Source organism: Microlunatus kandeliicorticis (assembly GCF_014137855.1).
Taxonomy (GTDB): domain Bacteria; phylum Actinomycetota; class Actinomycetes; order Propionibacteriales; family Propionibacteriaceae; genus Microlunatus; species Microlunatus kandeliicorticis.
In genome coordinates this window covers 134,200-151,731 of sequence record NZ_JACGWT010000002.1, presented here as the reverse complement: position 1 = coordinate 151,731, position 17,532 = coordinate 134,200, and the positions used below count along the sequence as shown (strand labels likewise).

Genomic DNA, 17,532 nt, shown 5'->3' with positions numbered 1-17,532 from the left:
GATCTCTCCGGAGAAGGGGCGGTCGCAGGGCACGACCGAGGGCGGCGACGGACACGACACACCTCCTCCGGGCGGGCCCGCGGCGCTGGTCCGGGGCCGGTTGACTGATCGGGCGCCATCTTCCGGAGGAGAAACCAGGACACGCAAGTGGTTTTCCCAGCGGCCGAGGCCCGGGAGTACGTTGACGCCACGGTCGTCCGCGGGCCACCCGTACCCGCACCGGCGACCGGGCGGCACCGACAGCCGCGGGGCACCACCCGCCGGTCGTCACCGCCACCCCTGCGGTCACCCCGCGACGAGGCGAGAGGACACGGCACAGATGAGCGACACCCTTCCGGACCACCGGGGCCCCGGGTTCCCGAGCGGACCGGCCGAGGTCGACCTGGTCCAGCTGCTCACCCCCGAGGGTGAGCGGGTCGACCACCCCGACTACGCCTTCGACGGCGACGACGCGGCGATCGCCGGCTTCTACCGCGACATGCTGCTGACTCGCCGGGTCGACACCGAGGCCACCGCGCTCCAGCGTCAGGGCGAGCTCGGGCTGTGGGCGTCCTGCCTCGGCCAGGAGGCCGCGCAGATCGGTTCCGGGCGGGCGCTCGGTCCGCTCGACTCGGTCTTCCCGACCTACCGCGAGCACGGGGTCGCCTGGACGCTCGGGGTCGACCCGGTCAACCTGCTCAAGCTGTTCCGCGGCGTCAGCCACGGCAGCTGGGACCCGATCGACACCCGCTTCAACCTGTACACGATCGTCATCGGCGCCCAGACCCTGCACGCCACCGGCTACGCGATGGGGCTCGAGCGCGACGGTCTGGTCGGCCACGGCAGCCCCGAGAAGGACGCCGCGGTGATCGGCTACCTCGGCGACGGCGCCACCAGCCAGGGCGACGTCAGCGAGGCGTTCGTCTTCGCCTCCTCCTACAACGCGCCGATCGTCTTCTTCTGCCAGAACAACCAGTGGGCGATCAGCGAGCCGATCGAGCGCCAGTCACGGATCCCGCTCTACCAGCGCGCGGCCGGCTTCGGCTTCCCCGGCGTCCGGGTCGACGGCAACGACGCGCTCGCCGTGCACGCGGTCACCAGCAAGGCGCTCGAGCGGGCCCGCTCGGGCAGCGGACCGACCCTGATCGAGGCCTACACCTACCGGATGGGTGCGCACACCACCTCCGACGACCCGACCAAGTACCGGCTGGCCGACGAGCTCGAGCACTGGCGGCTCAAGGACCCGATCGCCCGCGTCCGGGCCTACCTCGAACGCCACACCGACACCGGTCCGGACTGGTTCGCCGCGATCGACGCCGAGGCCGACGAGCTGGCCGCGGACGTCCGCTCCCGCTGTCTGGCGCTGCCCGATCCGGACCTCGCCGGGCTGTTCGACGTGGTGTACGCCGACACCCCGGTGCACCTGCGCGAGCAGCGGGCCGAGTACGAGGCCTATCGCGACTCCTTCACCGAGGCGGGGCAGGACGCCGCCGCGACCGGGACGGAGGTGGCCTGGTGACCCGGCTGACCATGGCCAAGGCGCTCAACGCCGGCCTGCGGCGCGCGCTCGAAGCCGACCCCAAGGTGGTGCTGGCCGGTGAGGACATCGGCAAGCTCGGCGGTGTCTTCCGGGTCACCGAGGGGCTGCAGAAGGACTTCGGCGAGGCACGGGTGATCGACTCGCCGCTGGCCGAGTCGGGGATCATCGGCACCGCGGTCGGGATGGCCCTCCGCGGCTACCGGCCGGTCTGCGAGATCCAGTTCGACGGCTTCGTCTTCCCGGCCTTCGACCAGATCGTCAACCAGGTCGCCAAGATGCACTACCGCTCGCGCGGCCGGGTCCGGATGCCGATGGTGATCAGGATCCCGTTCGGCGGCGGGATCGGCGCGGTCGAGCACCACAGCGAGTCGCCCGAGACCTACTTCGCGCACACCGCCGGGCTCAAGGTCGTCGCATGCTCCAACCCGGTCGACGCCTACTGGATGATCCAGCAGGCCGTCGCCTCCGACGACCCGGTGGTCTTCCTCGAGCCCAAGCGCCGCTACCACGAGCGGGCCGAGGTGGACGAGCAGGCCAGCCCGGTCCCGCTGCACAGCGCGACCGTCGTCCGACCCGGACGCGACCTGACGCTGCTCGCCTACGGCCCGATGGTCAAGACCTGTCTCGACGCGGCCGCGGCGGCCGCCGAGGAAGGACGCGACCTCGAGGTCGTCGACCTGCGCTCGCTGTCGCCGCTCGATCTGGCCACCGTGGTCGGCTCGGTGCAGCGCACCGGTCGCGCGGTGGTGGTGCACGAGGCGCCGCTCAACCTGGGGATGGGTGCCGAGCTGTCGGCCCGGATCACCGAGCAGTGCTTCTACGCGCTCGAGGCGCCGGTGCTGCGGGTGGGTGGCTACGACATGCCCTACCCGCCGAGCCGCGTCGAGGACGAGTACCTGCCCGACCTCGACCGGGTGCTCGACGCGGTCGACCGGTCGCTGGCCTACTGAGCCCGATGATCATGAGCCCGATGATCATGAGCCCGATGATCATGAGCCCGACGATCACGGCCGTCGTGATGATGCCCGAGTCGATCATGCTGGATCCGGGAAAGGACCGCGCGTGAAGGAGTTCCGGCTGCCGGACCCCGGTGAGGGGTTGGTCGAGGCCGACATCGTCACCTGGCGGGTCGCCGAGGGTGACGAGGTCAAGATCAACGACATCGTCGTCGAGGTGGAGACGTCGAAGTCGCTGGTCGAGCTGCCGATCCCCTTCGCCGGACGGGTGGCCCGGCTGCTGGTCGCCGAGGGAGACACCGTCGACGTCGGCACCCCGATCATCGCCATCGACGACGGCAGCGGGACGCCCGCACCGGTCGACGGCCCCGCCGCGGCCGACGCGCCGACCGACGACCTGGTCCCCGCACTGGCCGACCCGGAGGCCTCCGGCACCCGGGTGGCCAACCTGGTCGGCTACGGGCCGCGGGAGGGCGGCACCCGTCGCCGTCCGCGACGCCCCGGCGCCGACCCGGCCGTCGACCCGGCCGAGACGGCGAGTCGCGCCGGTGTCGCGGACTCCTTCGCGACCGACCACCCGGTCGGTCACCGTCCGGACGAGGTGCACCCGCTGACCCCGACCGCGGACGAGCCGCACGGCGCGCCGCTGCCCGCGCCGGGCCCGGCCACCCCGCCGACCGCCGGTGTCGACGTCACCCCGGTGGTCGAGGCCGGCCGACCGCTGGCCAAGCCGCCGGTCCGCAAACTGGCCAAGGACCTGGGCGTCGACCTGACCACGGTCACCGGGACGGGCGACGGCGGGATCGTCACCCGTGACGACGTCCGCGCCGCGGTCTCGGGCACGTCGGCACCGCAGGCGGACCTGGCCGAGCCGGCTGCGGCCGAGGACGAGCCCGAGTCGGCGGGTCCCGCCCGTCCGGCCCGGCTCGCCGGCGAGGACCGTCGGGTCCCGATCAAGGGGGTCCGCAAGGCCACCGCCCTGGCCATGACCCAGTCCGCGTTCACCGCCCCGCACGTCTCGGTCTGGCTGACCTGCGACGTCACCGCGACGATGGAGCTGGTCGCGAAACTCAAGCAGCGCAAGGAGTTCGCCGACCTGCGGGTCTCGCCGCTGTTGATCATCAGCAAGGCCGTCTGCCTGGCCCTCGGACGCACCCCCGAGCTCAACTCGAGCTGGGACGAGGCCAACCAGGAGATCGTCTTCCACGGTGGGGTCAACCTGGGGATCGCGGCCGCCACCCCGCGCGGGCTGGTGGTGCCCAACATCAAGGGCGCAGAACGGCTGTCGCTGGTGGAGCTGGCCGCGGCCACCGGCGAGCTGGTCAGCACCGCCCGGGCCGGACGCACCCAGCCGGCGCAGATGGCCGGCGGGACCTTCAGCATCACCAACATCGGACCGCTCGGGGTCGACGCCGGGACGCCGATCCTCAATCCCGGCGAGGCGGGCATCCTCGCGGTGGGCACCATCGACCGTCGGCCCTGGGTGGTCGGGACCGGTGCGGACGAGCGGGTCGCGCCGCGGTGGGTGGCCACCCTGGCGCTGTCCTTCGACCACCGGCTGGCCGACGGCGAGCAGGGCTCGCGGTTCCTGGTCGACGTCGCCGACATCCTCCGCGACCCCGGGCTGGCCCTGCTGCACTGACCGCCCTGCTGCACGGACTGGCCGTGGTGCACTGACCGGCCTGCTGCACTGGGGGCACCGACCGGGTTCGGCCCGGGCCGTCCGGGGTAACTCCCCGGACAGAGGGAGGCATACCACGAGCGTCGGCCGGACGGTTTCCGGGTGGGCGCGTCCGGAGGAGGGCCCCGGCACGAATCCCCGGTGACCCACCACCGAACCACAGGAGCACCCGATGTTGATCAAGAAGCTGTCCGAGGCCGGGTTCAAGAGCGAGTACGCCTACATCGGTGCGTTCGCCTCGATCGGCCTGTCGCTCGCTACCTACTTCTCCAGTCGCGCCAAGAAGGGCGATGACAAGGCCCAGTCCGACCGCTGGGGCATCTTCATCGGGCACTGGGCGCCGACCTTCATGGCGCTCGGGGTGGCCCTCAAGCTGGAGGAGGAGAGCTGACGCATGACCGACGGTGACCTGACCGAACGGATCCGCTACGCGCGCGACCGCGCGCTCGAGGCCGAGCGCGAGGAGCGCCAGCGGATCGAGGACGCCGACACCGCCGAGATCCAGCGGGCGGCCTCCGTCCGGCTGGCCACCCGGCAGGCCGTCCGCGAGGCGCTGAACGACATCCTCGACGAGGACGCCCAGCCCTGACGGCTGCGTCGACCCGGAACCACAGAACGCCCCGCACCCGACCGGCTCCGAGGAGCCGGCGAGTGCGGGGTGTTCTGCTGCGGTCGGGTGGACCTCAGACCGTGCGGGCCTTGGGGTCCCAGTCGTCCGGGATCGCGGCCGGACGATCGGTGGTGCTCTTCACCTCGACCGGGGCGCCGCGCTCGGCGGACTCGGCGATCGACTGCATGGTGTCGAGCACGTGCAGCGCGAGCGCGCCGGTGGCCCGGTGCGGACGGTCCTCACGGATCGCCCGGGCCATGTCGAGCGCCCCGGTGCCGCGCGAGGACAGCTCCTTGGTGTCGGCGACGGTCTCCCAGTCGTCCGAGCCGGCCTTGCGGACCTTGATCTCGCCCTGGAACATGTTCGGGTCCGGCACCGCGATGGTGCCCTCGGTGCCGTTGATCTCGAAGAGGATCCGGCCGACCGACGACTCGAAGCTGAAGATGTCCTGGCTCGACGCGCCGCTCTCGAACGAGAGCGTGGCGCCGTGGTGGGTCGGGACGGTGACGTCGAAGACCTCGCCGGCCTTCGGGCCCGAACCGATGGTCCGCTGCGCCTTCGACTTCGAGCTCACCGCGTAGGCGGTGGCCACCGGGCCGAGCATCTGCACCAGCGCGGTCAGGTAGTACGGGCCGATGTCGAAGAGCGGACCGGCGCCCTCCTGGAACAGGAACGCGGGGTTCGGGTGCCAGGACTCCGGGCCGGGGCTCTGCATCAGGGTCAGCGCGGTCAGCGGGGTGCCGATGTCGCCGCGCTCGATGATCTTCTGGGTGGTCTGCAGACCGGTGCCGAGGAAGGTGTCGGGCGCACAGCCGATCCGGACGCCGGCCTTCTCGGCGGCGTCGATCAATGCCTGACCCGAGTCGCGGTCGAGGGTCAGCGGCTTCTCGTTCCAGACGTGCTTGCCGGCCTCGATCGCCTTCTGGGCGACCTCGGCGTGCGCGACCGGGATGGTCAGGTTGACCACGATCTCCACGTCCGGGTGGCCGAGCACCGCGTCGACCCCGCCGTGGGTGTCGATGCCGAACTCGCCGGCGCGGGCCTGCGCCGCCGACTCGACCAGATCGCCGACGGCCAGCACCTGGACGTCGGGGAACGAGGTCAGGTTCTCCAGATAGGTCTTGCTGATCACGCCGGCACCGATGATGCCGACGCCGACGGGTCCGGTCTTGCCGGTGCTCGCGTTGCTCATCAGGCGTTCCTCCCCTTGCTCAGGTAGCTGAAGCTCTCCTCGACCGCGACGAACCGGTCGGTCGCGCTGTCGTCGAGCTCGACGACGCCGTAGCCGAGGTTCGGCACCGCGTCGATGTAGTCCCACACCGGCAGCGAGCCGGAGCCGACCGCGGTCTGGTTCTTGACGTCCTTGGTGCCGTCGCCGTCCTTGATGTGGATGGCCAGCACCCGCTCACCGAGCCGACCCAGCAGGGCCGGCACGTCGGCGCCGCCCGCGTAGGCCCAGTAGGTGTCGACCTCGAGCCGGACGGCCGGGTCGAGGTGGTCGGCGAACACCTCGAGGGCGTGCCGGCCGTCGATGCTGTTCTCGAGCTCGAAGGCGTGGTTGTGGTAGCCAACGCTCAGCCCGTGCGCCGCGGCCTTCTCGGCGGCCGCGTTGAGCGAGGCCGCGATCTTCGCGACCTCCTCGGCGCTGCTCCAGCGCTTCGGGTCGGTGTGCGGGTCGATCACCGTCTGGATGCCCAGCTCCTTGGCCGCCGCCAGCGTGTCGTCCACGTCGTCGGCGTCGACGAGGCTGGCGTGCGTGGTCGGGGCGGACAGCCCGTGCGCGGCGAGGCCGCTCTTCAGGCCGTCGAAGAACTTGGTGAACGCGAACGGCTCCACGAGCTGGTAGCCCGCCGCGGCGAGCCGGGCCAGGGTGGCGTCGACGTCGTCGGACAGCGCCTCCCGGACGGTGTAGAGCTGAACCGAGAGGTTCTCGGTGCTGAGCATGGGCAGGGTTCTCCTCTGGACGCGGAACGAGATCGGACGGGTGTTACGGGGTGTCCGGAGGGTCGGGCCCGGCGCCCAGCGGGCTGCCGGTGGCCCGCGACGGAGCGGGTGACACGGACCGCGCTGGGGAAGCCTGGTGGTTGACGGCGACCGACTTCCGGAGCTATCACTTGGTCTCGCGCCACACTACCGAACCGGTTCAGTTCCAGACCAGGGGCTCCGGACTGGAAACGGCCAGGAAGGGACGGTTCGTGATGGAGCGGATCACCATCCGGGACATCGCCCGCGAGGCGGGTGTCTCGAAGGGCGCCGTCTCCTATGCGCTCAACGGCCGTCCGGGGGTCTCGGAGAGCACCCGGGCCCGGATCCTCGACGTCGCGGACCGGCTGGGCTGGGCGCCCAACCGGACCGCCCGGCTGCTCTCCGGGTCGCGGACCGACGCCTTCGGACTGGTGCTGGCCCGCTCGCCGCGGGTGCTCGCGGCCGAGCCGTTCTACATGGAGTTCGTCGCCGGCATCGAGTCGGTGCTCGCCGACCGGGCCTCGGCGTTGCTGCTCCAGGTGGTGCCCGACCTCGACAGCGAGCTGGCCATCTACCGGCGGTGGTGGTCCGAGCGCCGGGTGGACGCGACGATCGTGGTCGACCTCCGGCTGGACGACCCGCGGATGGGCCTGCTCAAGGAGCTCGAGCTGCCCGCGGTCTGCGTCGGCTCGGTCGAGCACGCGCAGGGGCTGAGCTGCGTGTGGATCGACGAGGGGGCCTCGATGGCCGAGGCCGTCCGGCACCTGGCCGGGCTCGGCCACCGGCGGATCGGCCGGGTGGCCGGCCTCGGCGACCTGGCCCACACCCGGGTCCGCGACGAGGCCTTCTTCGCGGTCGGCGCCGGACTGGGGCTGGAGACCCGGATCGAGCACACCGACTTCTCCGCGGACGCCGGACGCCGGGCGACCCGCGCGCTGATGACCGGCCCCGACCGGCCGACGGCGCTGATGTTCGACAACGACCTGATGGCGGTGACCAGTCTCGGCGTGCTGCACGAGATGGGGATCGACGTGCCTGGCGAGGTCAGCGTGCTGGCCTGGGACGGGTCGCCGCTGTGCGAGATCACCACGCCGCAGCTCTCGGCCATGAGCCACGACGTGGTCGCCTTCGGCGCGCACGTCGCCCGCCGCGTGACCGACCTGGTCGACGGGGCGGCGATCGGCACCTTCCAGGAGCGCACCCCGGTGATGCTGGCCCGCGGCAGCACCGCCCCGCCGCCCGGCCCGGCGCCGACCACGCTGACCTGCCGAGAACCGGCACCGGTCGCCTGAGCGCCGGCTGGGTGACCGCCGGCTCCCTGAGGCCCGGGCACCGGGCGACGCGCCGCTGAATCGATTTTCTTTCGACAACGGCCACGCCGGCCGCCGGGATGTGTCATCCTGACCTGCCGGAACCGCCATCGCGGGCCCGTCAGTCACCTCACCACCGCCTCGGCAGGGCCGCTATCCCTGCCCTGGTTGAGATCGCGCTGATCTTGTGGGACGCGGCGGGATAACGATTCGGGTGTCGTCCTTGACAGCCGAACCGGTTAAGTGATGGGTTGGCCCCGGGCCTGCAAGGCCCGGGTATCGAGACAGGATCGCGACGTCGCGGAGCGGGTTGCCCGACGGACGTCGCCGTCGAGTGCGCGACCCGGATCCGGCACCTGGGGACCCGGCTGATGCCGGATCAAGATCAACACTTCGTATCGCCATTCGGCCGCTGGGGCCGAGTTCAAGGAGGAACACGCGTGTCCGATGCCAACGAGAAGGGTCCCTTCGGGCCCGACGGCGGCGACGAGAGCCGCTGGGGCGCGACCTGGGAGACCAGCCGCCGGCGGTTCCTGGCGCTGGCCGGCCTGGGGGTGAGCGCCGCGGCCGTGGGCGTCGGCGCCGCAGGCTGTGGCACCGCACAGACCGGCAACAGCAGCGGGAGCGGTGGCAGCGGCGGCTCGAAGGGGCGTTCCGGCACCGCCGGTGACACCTTCTTCGTGTCCGGCTTCCAGTGGGGCCCGCCCACCAACTTCAACCCGCTCGGCCCGTCGCCGGCGTGGCCCACCGGTGGTGGCCAGAGCCAGCTGATCTACGAGACCCTGCTCCGCTTCAACCTGCTCGACGGCTCGCTGCAGCCGGGTCTGGGCAAGGAGCTGCAGGAGAAGGGCAGCAACGTCCTCGTGGTCCCGCTGCAGGACGGCACCAAGTGGTCGGACGGCCAGGACCTGACCGCCGACGACGTCGTGTACACCTTCGAGCTCGCCAAGGACACCGCGGTCAGCTACTCGAACGTCTGGACCTACCTCGACTCGGTCAAGGCGGTCGACTCCAAGACCGTGCAGTTCACCGGCAAGACCAAGCCGCTGAACATGCTGCCGATCCGCAACGCGATCGCCGGCACCTACATCATCCCGAAGCACATCTGGTCGTCGAAGGGCTCGAGCAAGCTGCTCACCGACACCAACGAGCAGCCCGTCGGCAGCGGCCCGTTCCTGCTGGACAAGGCCGACCAGACCCAGGTCGCGCTCAAGCGCAACGACAACTACTGGGGCAAGACGGTGTTCGGCACCCCGCCGATGACCGCGATCAACCACCCGATCTTCTCGGGCAACGGCGACGCCGACCTGGCGCTGCAGGGCGAGAAGATCGACGCCTCGCAGACCTTCACCCCGCAGATCTGGAAGCTCTGGGAGAACCAGAAGCTCCCGGCCGGCACCTGGCTCAAGGACAAGCCGTACTACCTGCCGGGCAACATCCCGCTGCTGCAGATCAACACCCTCAAGAAGGGTCTGAGCAACCCGAAGGTCCGGCTGGCCATCGCCTACGCGATCGACACCGCGACCATCGTGGCCACCGCCATGTCGAGCTACTCCGACGTGCCGCAGCCCAGCCTGATCCTGCCGAGCGGGTTCGAGCAGAAGTTCTTCAACGCCGACGACGCGAAGAGCAAGGGCTGGAGCTACGACCCCAAGAAGGCGATCTCGATCCTCGAGGACGAGCTCGGCTGCAAGAAGGGGTCGGACGGCGTCTACTCGCTGCCCGACGGCACCCGGCTGGGTCCGTGGAAGATCATCACCCCGACCGGCTGGACCGACTGGAACACCGCCTGCGAGGTCGCGGCCAAGAGCCTCAAGGCCGTCGGCATCGACGCGGTGACCGAGTTCCCGCAGAGCCCGAACGTGACGAACGCGCTGCAGAACGGCAACTTCGACATGGCCTGCTACTCCTACTCGGGTGTCAGCCCGGCCAGCCCGTGGACCCGCTTCCGCGACGCCATGGACAGCCGGGGCATCCCGGGGGCCGGCAAGTCCGCCTACTCCAACTGGGGCCGGTTCGAGAACTCCGAGGTGGCGGGCCTGCTCGACTCCGCGGGGTCCGCGACCACGGACGAGGAGCGGAAGGCGGCCTACGACAAGCTCGACGCCATCTACCGCGAGTACGTCCCGCAGGTGCCGTTGATGTACCGCCCGCTGGAGTTCTACGAGTACGTCGAGGGCAACTGGACCAACTTCCCCGACGAGAAGAACCCGTACGCGCCGCCGATGTGGCAGGGCGCGGGCATCCAGTGGCTCTTCAAGATCAAGAAGGTCTCGGCCTGATCCGTCGGTGACCGCCTGAGCCCTTCGTGGAACCTCCCGCGGAGGGCTCAGGCGTTTCCGGTGTCCGCTCCTCTACCTGGTCTCGGGGGAACCCATGCAGTTCGCCAAGTACATCGGCAGGAAGGTGCTGTGGTACCTCGCAGCGCTGATCGTCGCCCTCCTGCTCAACTTCATCCTGCCCCGGCTGGTGCCGGGCAACCCGGTCGACGCCATCGTCAGCAACATGTCCCGCGGTGGTGGTGCCACCGGCGAGCAGATGAAGGCCGTCTACAACAATTACATGCAGCAGTTCGGCCTCGACAAGCCGATGTGGGAGCAGTTCCTGATCTACCTGAGCAACCTGGCTCACGGGAACCTCGGGACCTCGTTCGCGCAGTACCCGGCCTCGGTCAACAAGCTGGTCGGCCAGGCGCTCCCGTGGAGCATCGCCATCCAGCTGCCCGCCATCCTGGTCGGCTGGATCGTCGGCAACCTGCTCGGCGCGGTGGCCGCCTTCCGCGGCGGCTGGTTCGACCGCGGCGCCTTCGTCGGCTCGCTGTTCGCCAGCTCGATGCCGTACTACTGCCTGGCCATCCTGCTGCTCTACATCGTCGGCGTGAAGCTGGGGGTGCTGCCGATCAGCGGCGCCTACTCCTTCGGGCTCAGCCCGGAACCGACGCTGGCCTTCTTCGGTGACGCGATCACCTACTGGTGGCTGCCGTTCTGGTCGCTGGTGATCGTCTTCGTCGGCGGCCAGGCCGTCGGCATGCGGTCGATGTCGATCTACGAGCTCGGCGCCGACTACGTCAACTACGGCCGTGGCCTCGGTCTGCGCGACAACCGGATCGTCCGCTACATCTTCCGGAATGCGATGCTCCCGCAGGTGACCGGTCTGGCGCTGTCGATCGGCGGGATCGTCGGCGGCGCGCTGATCACCGAGCTGGTGTTCAGCTACCCCGGCATCGGCACCACACTGTTCAACGCGATCAGCCAGAACGACTACCCGGTCATCCAGGCCATCACCCTGATCATCACGGTGGCGGTGCTGGCGGCGAACTTCCTGGTGGAGATCGCCTACGGCCTCATCGACCCGCGGATCCGCGCGGCCCAGACCGGCGACCGCTGAGCGAGAGGAGAACACCATGAAAGCGATCAACTTCACCCCGCGGTTCTGGGTGGCCGCCAGCCTCATCCTGTTCGTGCTGGTCGTCGGCGTGCTCGGACCGTTCATCGTCCGCACCGACCCCAACGCGGTGATCGGCGGGCTCTACGACGCCCCGTCGATGAACAAGCTGGCCATGTGGCTGGGCACCGACAACGAGGGCCAGAGCGTCCTGGCCAACCTGGTCAACGGCATCCGCACCTCGCTGCTGGTCGGTCTGCTGGCCGGCATCATCGCCATGGTCATCGGCCTGATCATCGGTCTGGTGGCCGGCTTCCAGGGCGGCGTGGTCAGCGACATCCTGATGGGTATCACCAACATCGTGCTGGCGATCCCGTCGATCGTCGTGGTCATCCTGCTGTCGGTGGCCCTCAACGGCCGGAACGCGGTGATCCTCGGCTTCGTCATCGGCATCACCAGCTGGCCGTGGACGGCCCGCGCGGTGCAGGCGCAGTCGACCAGCATCCGCGTCCGTGAGCACATCGACGTGGCCCGGCTCTCCGGCGCCCGGTGGATCAGCATCCTGCTCTGGGACATCCTCCCGTACCTGCTGAGCTACGTGGCGATGGCCTTCGTGCTCCAGGTCTCCGGGGCGATCCTCACCGAGTCGGCACTGAGCATGCTGGGCCTCGGCCCGTCCGGGGAGACCTCGCTGGGCACGATGCTCTACTGGGCGCTCGCCTGGGGCTCGGTCCGCACCGGGGCCTGGTGGGCGTTCCTGCCACCGACGATCATGCTCACCCTGGTCGCGTTCTCGCTGCTGCTGCTGCAGTCGAGCCTCGACGAGGTGTTCAACCCGCGGCTCCGCCGCGGCAAGCTGCGCAAGCGTCCGCGTGGTGCCGCCACCCCGGTGCCGGCCGTGGCCAGCCCGCAGACCCTCGGCAGCAGCCCGCTGATCGAGGCCCCGGGTCGGGCCGGCCGGACCGCCGGCGCGAGCTCGTCGACCGTGAGAGACGGAGGTGTCGCATGACCCGGCTGCTCGAGGCCACCCACCTGACCGCGGCCTACCAGACCGGTGGGGTCGAGGTGCGGGCGGTGGACGACGTCAGCGTCCACATCGACGAGGGCGAGGTGCTCGGCGTCGCCGGTGAGTCCGGCTGCGGCAAGTCCACCCTCGGAGCGATCCTCTCGCTCACCGCGCGGGCCCCGCTCTACGTCGAGAGCGGCACCCTGGTGATCGACGGCCAGTCCCAGGACCTCGCGGTCGGCAGCCGGATCCCGCGCACCTGGCGGGGTTCGGTGGTCTCGCTGCTCCCGCAGGGCGCGATGAACTCGATCAGCCCGACGCTCCGGGTCCGCACCCTCGTCTACGACGTGATGCGGGCCCACAACGCCCGGATCAGCAAGAACGAGGCGCTGGACCGGGCCCGGGACCGGCTCAAGGAGCTCGAGCTGCCGGTCCGGGTGCTCGACGCCTACCCGCACCAGCTGTCCGGCGGCATGAAGCAGCGGGTGGTGACGATCATCTCGACGCTGCTCAACCCGCGGCTGCTGATCGCCGACGAGCCGACCTCCGCGCTCGACGTGTCGAGCCAGAAGGCGCTGATCGACATGCTCAAGCAGATGCTCGAGCAGAAGATCATGTCCGGGGTCGTCTTCGTGACCCACGACCTGCCGGTGCTCCGGACGGTCTCGGACCGGATCGCGGTGATGTACGCCGGCAAGATCGCCGAGATCGGCCCCGCCGAGGAGATCGCCACCGGTCCCAAGCACCCGTACTCGGCGGCACTGCTCAACTCGGTGCTGGTGCCCGAGCCCGCCTTCCGCAAGAAGCGGGTGCGGGGCATCCCGGGCTCGCCGCCCAACCTGGCGAACCCGCCGGCCGGTTGCCGGTTCCACCCGCGCTGCGGTCTGGTGATGCCGGACTGCCGCACCAAGGAGCCACCGCACGTCGGCGACGAGCTGACCTTCAGCGCGTGCTTCTGGTCGGCGCAGCACCCGGGTGAGGCGGTCCCGGCCGACAAGGCCGTACCGCGGCACATCGACGACCCGACCGAGCTCGACCTGCCCGCGGCCGGCGCCACCCCGGCACACGCCGCCACGACCGAGGGAGCGAACGCGTGACCCAGTCCGTCGTCCGGGACGACCCGGCGCTGGCCGGCAGCCACGAGGCGCTGTTCTCGGCCCGCGAGGTCAACAAGACCTTCGGTCACGGCCGCCGGGCGGTCGAAGCGGTCAAGAACGTCAGCTTCGACCTCAACAAGGGCCAGATCACCACGATCGTCGGTGAGTCCGGCTCCGGGAAGTCGACGATGGCCCGGATGGTGCTCGGCCTGCTGCCGATCACCAGCGGCACGATGACCTTCGAGGACCGGGACGTCACCAAGCTCCGCGGTGGCGCCCGGACCGCCTACTGGCGGGACGTGCAGGCGGTGTTCCAGGACCCGTTCAGCGCGTTCAACCAGTTCTTCACCGTCCGGCGGCTGCTCAGCCGGGCGCTCCGGCTGCTCGGGGACGCCGAGGCGGGGCAGGCGAAGATGGAGGAGGCGCTCAACCATGTCGGGCTCAGCGGGCCGGACGTGCTCGACCGGTTCCCGCACCAGCTCTCCGGTGGTCAGCGGCAGCGGGTGATGATCGCCCGGGCGCTGATGATGTCGCCGACCATGCTGGTGGCCGACGAGGCGACCTCGATGCTCGACGCGTCGCTGCGGGTCAACGTGCTCAACGTGCTCACCGACCTGCGCGACCAGCTGGGCATGACCATCCTGTTCATCACCCACGACATCGGCCAGGCCTGCTATCTGGCCGACCGCGTGCTGGTGATGGAGCACGGCGTGATGGTCGAGCAGGGTCCCACCGACAAGGTGATTTTCGATCCGCAGCACGAGTACACCCGGCGGCTGCTCAGCGACGTGCCCCGGCTGCACGACTGAGCTCCACCACCGGTACGCGCGAGACGCCGGCACCCCCGCAGGGGTGCCGGCGTCTCGCGTCTGTTCGGGTCCGTGTCGGTCAGGCGCCTGCGGCACCCGTCCGATCAGGCGCCTGCGGCACCATGATTGATCGCCTCGAGCAGCGCGCCGATGAAGGCCGGCAGGTCGTCGGGCTTGCGGCTGGTGATCAGGTTCCCGTCGGTGACCAGCTGCTCGTCCACCCACTCGCCGCCCGCGTTGCGGATGTCGGTCTGCAGGCTCGGCCACGAGGTCAGCCGACGCCCGCGGACCACGTCCGCCTCGATCAGCGTCCACGGCGCGTGGCAGATCGCAGCCACCGGCTTGCCGCTGGCCACGAAGTCGCGGACGAAGGCGACCGCGTCGGCGTCCAGGCGGAGTGCGTCCGGGTTGGCCACCCCGCCCGGCAGCACCAGCGCGTCGTAGTGGTCGGGGTCGGCGTCGCCCACCACGACGTCGACGTCCATCCGGTCGGCGGCGGTCAGGTGGTCGAAGGCCTGCACCTGTCCGGGTGCGGTGCTGACCAGTTCGGGGTTGTGTCCGGCGTCCTCCACGGCGCGCCAGGGATCGACCAGCTCCACCTGTTCGATCCCTTCGGGAGCGACCAGGAACGCGATGTTCTTCACGGCTGCGGGGTCGGTGGTCGGATTGCTCATCCCCCGAGTCTGCCCGTCGGTCCGCCGGGATCCGCACCGGGCCGGACTAGCCTCCGCTCGTGGACGGCTCCGACGACGACGCAGCACGCTCGTCCGAGGACGAGCGCTGGCTGGTGGTCGGCGGCCGCCGCTGGCGCCGGCAGGACCCGTTGATCCCCGCCGACGAGGCCGCCCGGCTGCGCCGGTTCCTCGGGCGGGCCCGCAACGCGGTCAAGCAGGCCCGGGCCGGCGGCGACGAGGACGCCGTCGCCGCCGCCCGACGCCGGGTCGGCGCGGCCAAGCACGGGCTCGGGGAGCGCGGGACCCCCTGGTGGGAGCAGGACGCGGGCGAGCGCCGCCGCCGGTGGGAGGCCGCCCTGGCCGAGCTCGCCGACCTCGACCCCGACGGCAACCGGGGCTGACCCCACTTGCGCTGGTTACCGGCGAGTAGCATCATGGAAGTTACTCGTCGGTAACAACGCACCGACGCTGCCGCCGAAGCCAGCTGACACCTCGAGGGACGCCTCCGATGACCCACTACAAGACCAACCTCCGCGACATCACCTTCAACCTCTTCGAGGTGTTCGACCGCGGCGCGATCCTGGGGTCCGGGCCCTACACCGACCTCGACGTCGAGACCGCCGAGGCGATGCTGACCGAGGCGGACCGGCTGGCCCGGACCAAGATCGCCGACTCGTTCGTCGAGGCGGACCGGACGCCCCCGGTGTTCGACCCCGAGACCCACACCGCACCGCTGCCGGCGAGCTTCAAGAAGTCGTTCGCCGCCTACATGGACTCCGACTTCTGGCGGGTCGAGCTGCCCGAGGAGATCGGCGGCCAGCCGACTCCGCCGTCGCTGCAGTGGAGCATCGCCGAGCTGGTGCTGGGGGCCAACCCGGCCGTCTACATGTACGCCTCGGGGCCGAGCATGGGCTTCGTCATCTGGGCCAACGGCACCGAGCGCGACCAGAAGATCGGTCGGCTCATGGTCGACCGGCAGTGGGGCAGCTCGATGGTGCTGACCGAGCCGGACGCCGGCTCCGACGTCGGGGCGGGCGTCACCAAGGCGATCCCGCAGCCCGACGGCAGCTGGCACATCGAGGGCGTCAAGCGGTTCATCACCTCGGCCGAGCACGACCTGAGCGAGAACATCGTCCACCTGGTGCTGGCCCGCCCGACCGGTGTCGAGGGCGTCGGCGGCCCGGGCACCAAGGGACTGAGCCTGTTCGTCGTCCCGAAGGAGCACTTCGACCTCGAGACCGGGGAGCTCACCGGGGAGCGCAACGGCGTCTTCGTCACCGGTGTCGAGCACAAGATGGGGATCAAGGTCTCCAACACCTGCGAGCTGACCTTCGGCCAGCACGGCGTCCCGGCCAAGGGCTGGCTGCTCGGCGAGGTCCACGACGGCATCCGCCAGATGTTCCAGGTGATCGAGCACGCGCGGATGATGGTGGGCACCAAGGCGATCGCCACCCTCTCGACCGGCTACCTCAACGCGCTCGAGTACGCGAAGACCCGCGTCCAGGGGCCCGACCTCACCCAGCAGACCAACAAGTCCGCGCCGCGGGTGACCATCACCCACCACCCCGACGTCCGGCGGTCGCTGCTGACCCAGAAGGCCGCGGTCGAGGGGATGCGTGCGCTGGTTCTCTACACCGCCACCGTGCAGGACCGGGTGGCGCTGGCCAAGGCGAGCGGCGACGTGGAGACGGCGAAGACCGCCCACCGGCTCAACGACCTGCTGCTGCCGATCGTCAAGGGCTACGGCTCGGAGCGCAGCTGGACGCTGCTCGGCACCGAGTCGCTGCAGACCTTCGGCGGCTCCGGCTTCCTGACCGACTACCCGATCGAGCAGTACGTCCGCGATGCCAAGATCGACACCCTCTACGAGGGCACCACGGCGATCCAGGGCCAGGACCTGTTCTTCCGCAAGATCGTCCGCGACGAGGGGCAGGCGCTCGGCGCGCTGTCGGCCGAGGTCACCGCCTTCCTCGAGAGCGAGGCCGGCAACGGTCAGCTCAAGACCGAGCGAGCCCTGCTGGCCAAGGCGCTCGAGGACGTCGGCGAGATCGTCGCGCAGATGGTCGGCGACCTGCAGAGCTCGGTGCCGATGATGCCCGAGTCCGATCCGCGCAACGTCTACAAGGTCGGGCTGAACACCACCCGGCTGCTGATGGCGCTCGGCGACGTGATCTGCAGCTGGCTGCTGCTCCGCGGCGCCGAGGTCGCCCTGGCCAAGCTCGGTGGCGAGCTGAGCCCGGCCGACCAGTGGTTCTACGAGGGCAAGGTGGCCTCGGCGCGCTGGTTCGCCGCTACCCAGCTGCCGCGGATCAGCGCCGAGCGGGCGATCGCCGAGGCCGTCGACCTCGGCGCGATGGACCTGGACGAGGCCGCCTTCTGAGCGAGGTCGTGCACCGGAACGTGCGCTGAGCCCGTCGTCGTGGCGCAGGGCTGCCTCGACGGGCTCGGTCCGCGGGAGGCGAACGACGAACGGGTGAACGATCGCCGCAGGACCTTGCGCTCGACGGGCGGGGCAGGACAG

At 70.5% G+C, this 17,532-nt stretch carries 16 protein-coding genes; 13 read left to right on the top strand and 3 right to left on the bottom strand.

Annotated features, from left to right (window positions below; all coding sequences use genetic code 11):
• Positions 1-319: 319 nt before the first annotated feature.
• From pdhA to FHX74_RS05450, 5 genes are all read left to right on the top strand, one after another.
• Positions 320-1,498 carry a pyruvate dehydrogenase (acetyl-transferring) E1 component subunit alpha gene (gene pdhA, locus FHX74_RS05470; RefSeq protein ID WP_182559110.1) on the top strand — a complete coding sequence of 393 codons (1,179 nt, stop codon included), beginning with the start codon at positions 320-322 and terminating at the stop codon, positions 1,496-1,498.
• A gap of 11 nt (positions 1,499-1,509) precedes the next feature.
• Positions 1,510-2,469 carry an alpha-ketoacid dehydrogenase subunit beta gene (locus FHX74_RS05465; protein ID WP_182559737.1) on the top strand — a complete coding sequence of 320 codons (960 nt, stop codon included), beginning with the start codon at positions 1,510-1,512 and terminating at the stop codon, positions 2,467-2,469.
• A gap of 112 nt (positions 2,470-2,581) precedes the next feature.
• Positions 2,582-4,117, top strand: a complete 1,536-nt coding sequence (locus tag FHX74_RS05460) for a dihydrolipoamide acetyltransferase family protein (RefSeq protein WP_182559109.1) — start codon at positions 2,582-2,584, stop codon at positions 4,115-4,117.
• A 211-nt stretch (positions 4,118-4,328) separates the two neighbouring features.
• Positions 4,329-4,547, top strand: coding sequence for a hypothetical protein (locus tag FHX74_RS05455; protein WP_182559108.1), 219 nt, complete (start codon positions 4,329-4,331; stop codon positions 4,545-4,547).
• A 3-nt stretch (positions 4,548-4,550) separates the two neighbouring features.
• Positions 4,551-4,745, top strand: a complete 195-nt coding sequence (locus FHX74_RS05450; protein ID WP_182559107.1) for a hypothetical protein — start codon at positions 4,551-4,553, stop codon at positions 4,743-4,745.
• A 94-nt stretch (positions 4,746-4,839) separates the two neighbouring features.
• Here FHX74_RS05450 and FHX74_RS05445 read toward each other — a convergent pair whose 3' ends face one another.
• Both FHX74_RS05445 and FHX74_RS05440 read right to left on the bottom strand, forming a co-directional pair.
• Entirely contained in the window at positions 4,840-5,958 is a 1,119-nt protein-coding gene (locus FHX74_RS05445) for a Gfo/Idh/MocA family protein (protein WP_182559106.1), read from the bottom strand.
• The gene (locus FHX74_RS05440; RefSeq protein WP_182559105.1) at positions 5,958-6,710 is read right to left on the bottom strand and encodes a sugar phosphate isomerase/epimerase family protein; all 753 of its coding nucleotides are present in this window, start codon (positions 6,708-6,710) and stop codon (positions 5,958-5,960) included. Before FHX74_RS05440 ends, FHX74_RS05445 begins: the two co-directional genes overlap by 1 nt.
• A 254-nt stretch (positions 6,711-6,964) precedes the next feature.
• Here FHX74_RS05440 and FHX74_RS05435 point away from each other — a divergent pair, with 254 nt between their 5' ends.
• The 6 genes from FHX74_RS05435 to FHX74_RS05410 all read left to right on the top strand — a co-directional run bounded on the left by FHX74_RS05435 (position 6,965) and on the right by FHX74_RS05410 (position 14,337).
• Complete coding sequence (locus tag FHX74_RS05435; protein WP_182559104.1) at positions 6,965-8,023, top strand: LacI family DNA-binding transcriptional regulator; 1,059 nt, start codon at positions 6,965-6,967, stop codon at positions 8,021-8,023.
• A 458-nt stretch (positions 8,024-8,481) separates the two neighbouring features.
• The gene (locus FHX74_RS05430; RefSeq protein WP_328823655.1) at positions 8,482-10,323 is read left to right on the top strand and encodes an ABC transporter substrate-binding protein; all 1,842 of its coding nucleotides are present in this window, start codon (positions 8,482-8,484) and stop codon (positions 10,321-10,323) included.
• Positions 10,324-10,417: 94 nt separating this feature from the next.
• Positions 10,418-11,428: an ABC transporter permease gene (locus FHX74_RS05425; RefSeq protein ID WP_182559102.1), complete on the top strand. Its 1,011-nt coding sequence runs from the start codon at positions 10,418-10,420 to the stop codon at positions 11,426-11,428.
• 16 nt (positions 11,429-11,444) lie between these two features.
• Positions 11,445-12,434 carry an ABC transporter permease gene (locus FHX74_RS05420; protein WP_182559101.1) on the top strand — a complete coding sequence of 330 codons (990 nt, stop codon included), beginning with the start codon at positions 11,445-11,447 and terminating at the stop codon, positions 12,432-12,434.
• Positions 12,431-13,528 carry an ABC transporter ATP-binding protein gene (locus tag FHX74_RS05415; RefSeq protein WP_182559100.1) on the top strand — a complete coding sequence of 366 codons (1,098 nt, stop codon included), beginning with the start codon at positions 12,431-12,433 and terminating at the stop codon, positions 13,526-13,528. The genes FHX74_RS05420 and FHX74_RS05415 overlap by 4 nt, the downstream gene beginning before the upstream one ends.
• Positions 13,525-14,337 (top strand): ABC transporter ATP-binding protein, encoded by an 813-nt coding sequence (locus tag FHX74_RS05410; protein ID WP_328823654.1) that lies wholly within the window; start codon positions 13,525-13,527, stop codon positions 14,335-14,337. The genes FHX74_RS05415 and FHX74_RS05410 overlap by 4 nt, the downstream gene beginning before the upstream one ends.
• 104 nt (positions 14,338-14,441) lie before the next feature.
• On the opposite strand, the gene FHX74_RS05405 is transcribed toward FHX74_RS05410, so the two are convergent.
• A complete protein-coding gene (locus FHX74_RS05405) occupies positions 14,442-15,011 on the bottom strand; it encodes a type 1 glutamine amidotransferase domain-containing protein (RefSeq protein WP_182559099.1) in 570 nt (189 codons plus the stop codon).
• A gap of 59 nt (positions 15,012-15,070) precedes the next feature.
• Here FHX74_RS05405 and FHX74_RS05400 point away from each other — a divergent pair, with 59 nt between their 5' ends.
• Together FHX74_RS05400 and FHX74_RS05395 are read left to right on the top strand one after the other, a co-directional pair.
• Positions 15,071-15,412 (top strand): biopolymer transporter Tol, encoded by a 342-nt coding sequence (locus FHX74_RS05400; RefSeq protein ID WP_182559098.1) that lies wholly within the window; start codon positions 15,071-15,073, stop codon positions 15,410-15,412.
• Positions 15,413-15,519: 107 nt separating this feature from the next.
• Positions 15,520-17,391 (top strand): acyl-CoA dehydrogenase, encoded by a 1,872-nt coding sequence (locus tag FHX74_RS05395; protein WP_182559097.1) that lies wholly within the window; start codon positions 15,520-15,522, stop codon positions 17,389-17,391.
• The last annotated feature ends 141 nt before the right edge of the window (positions 17,392-17,532 follow it).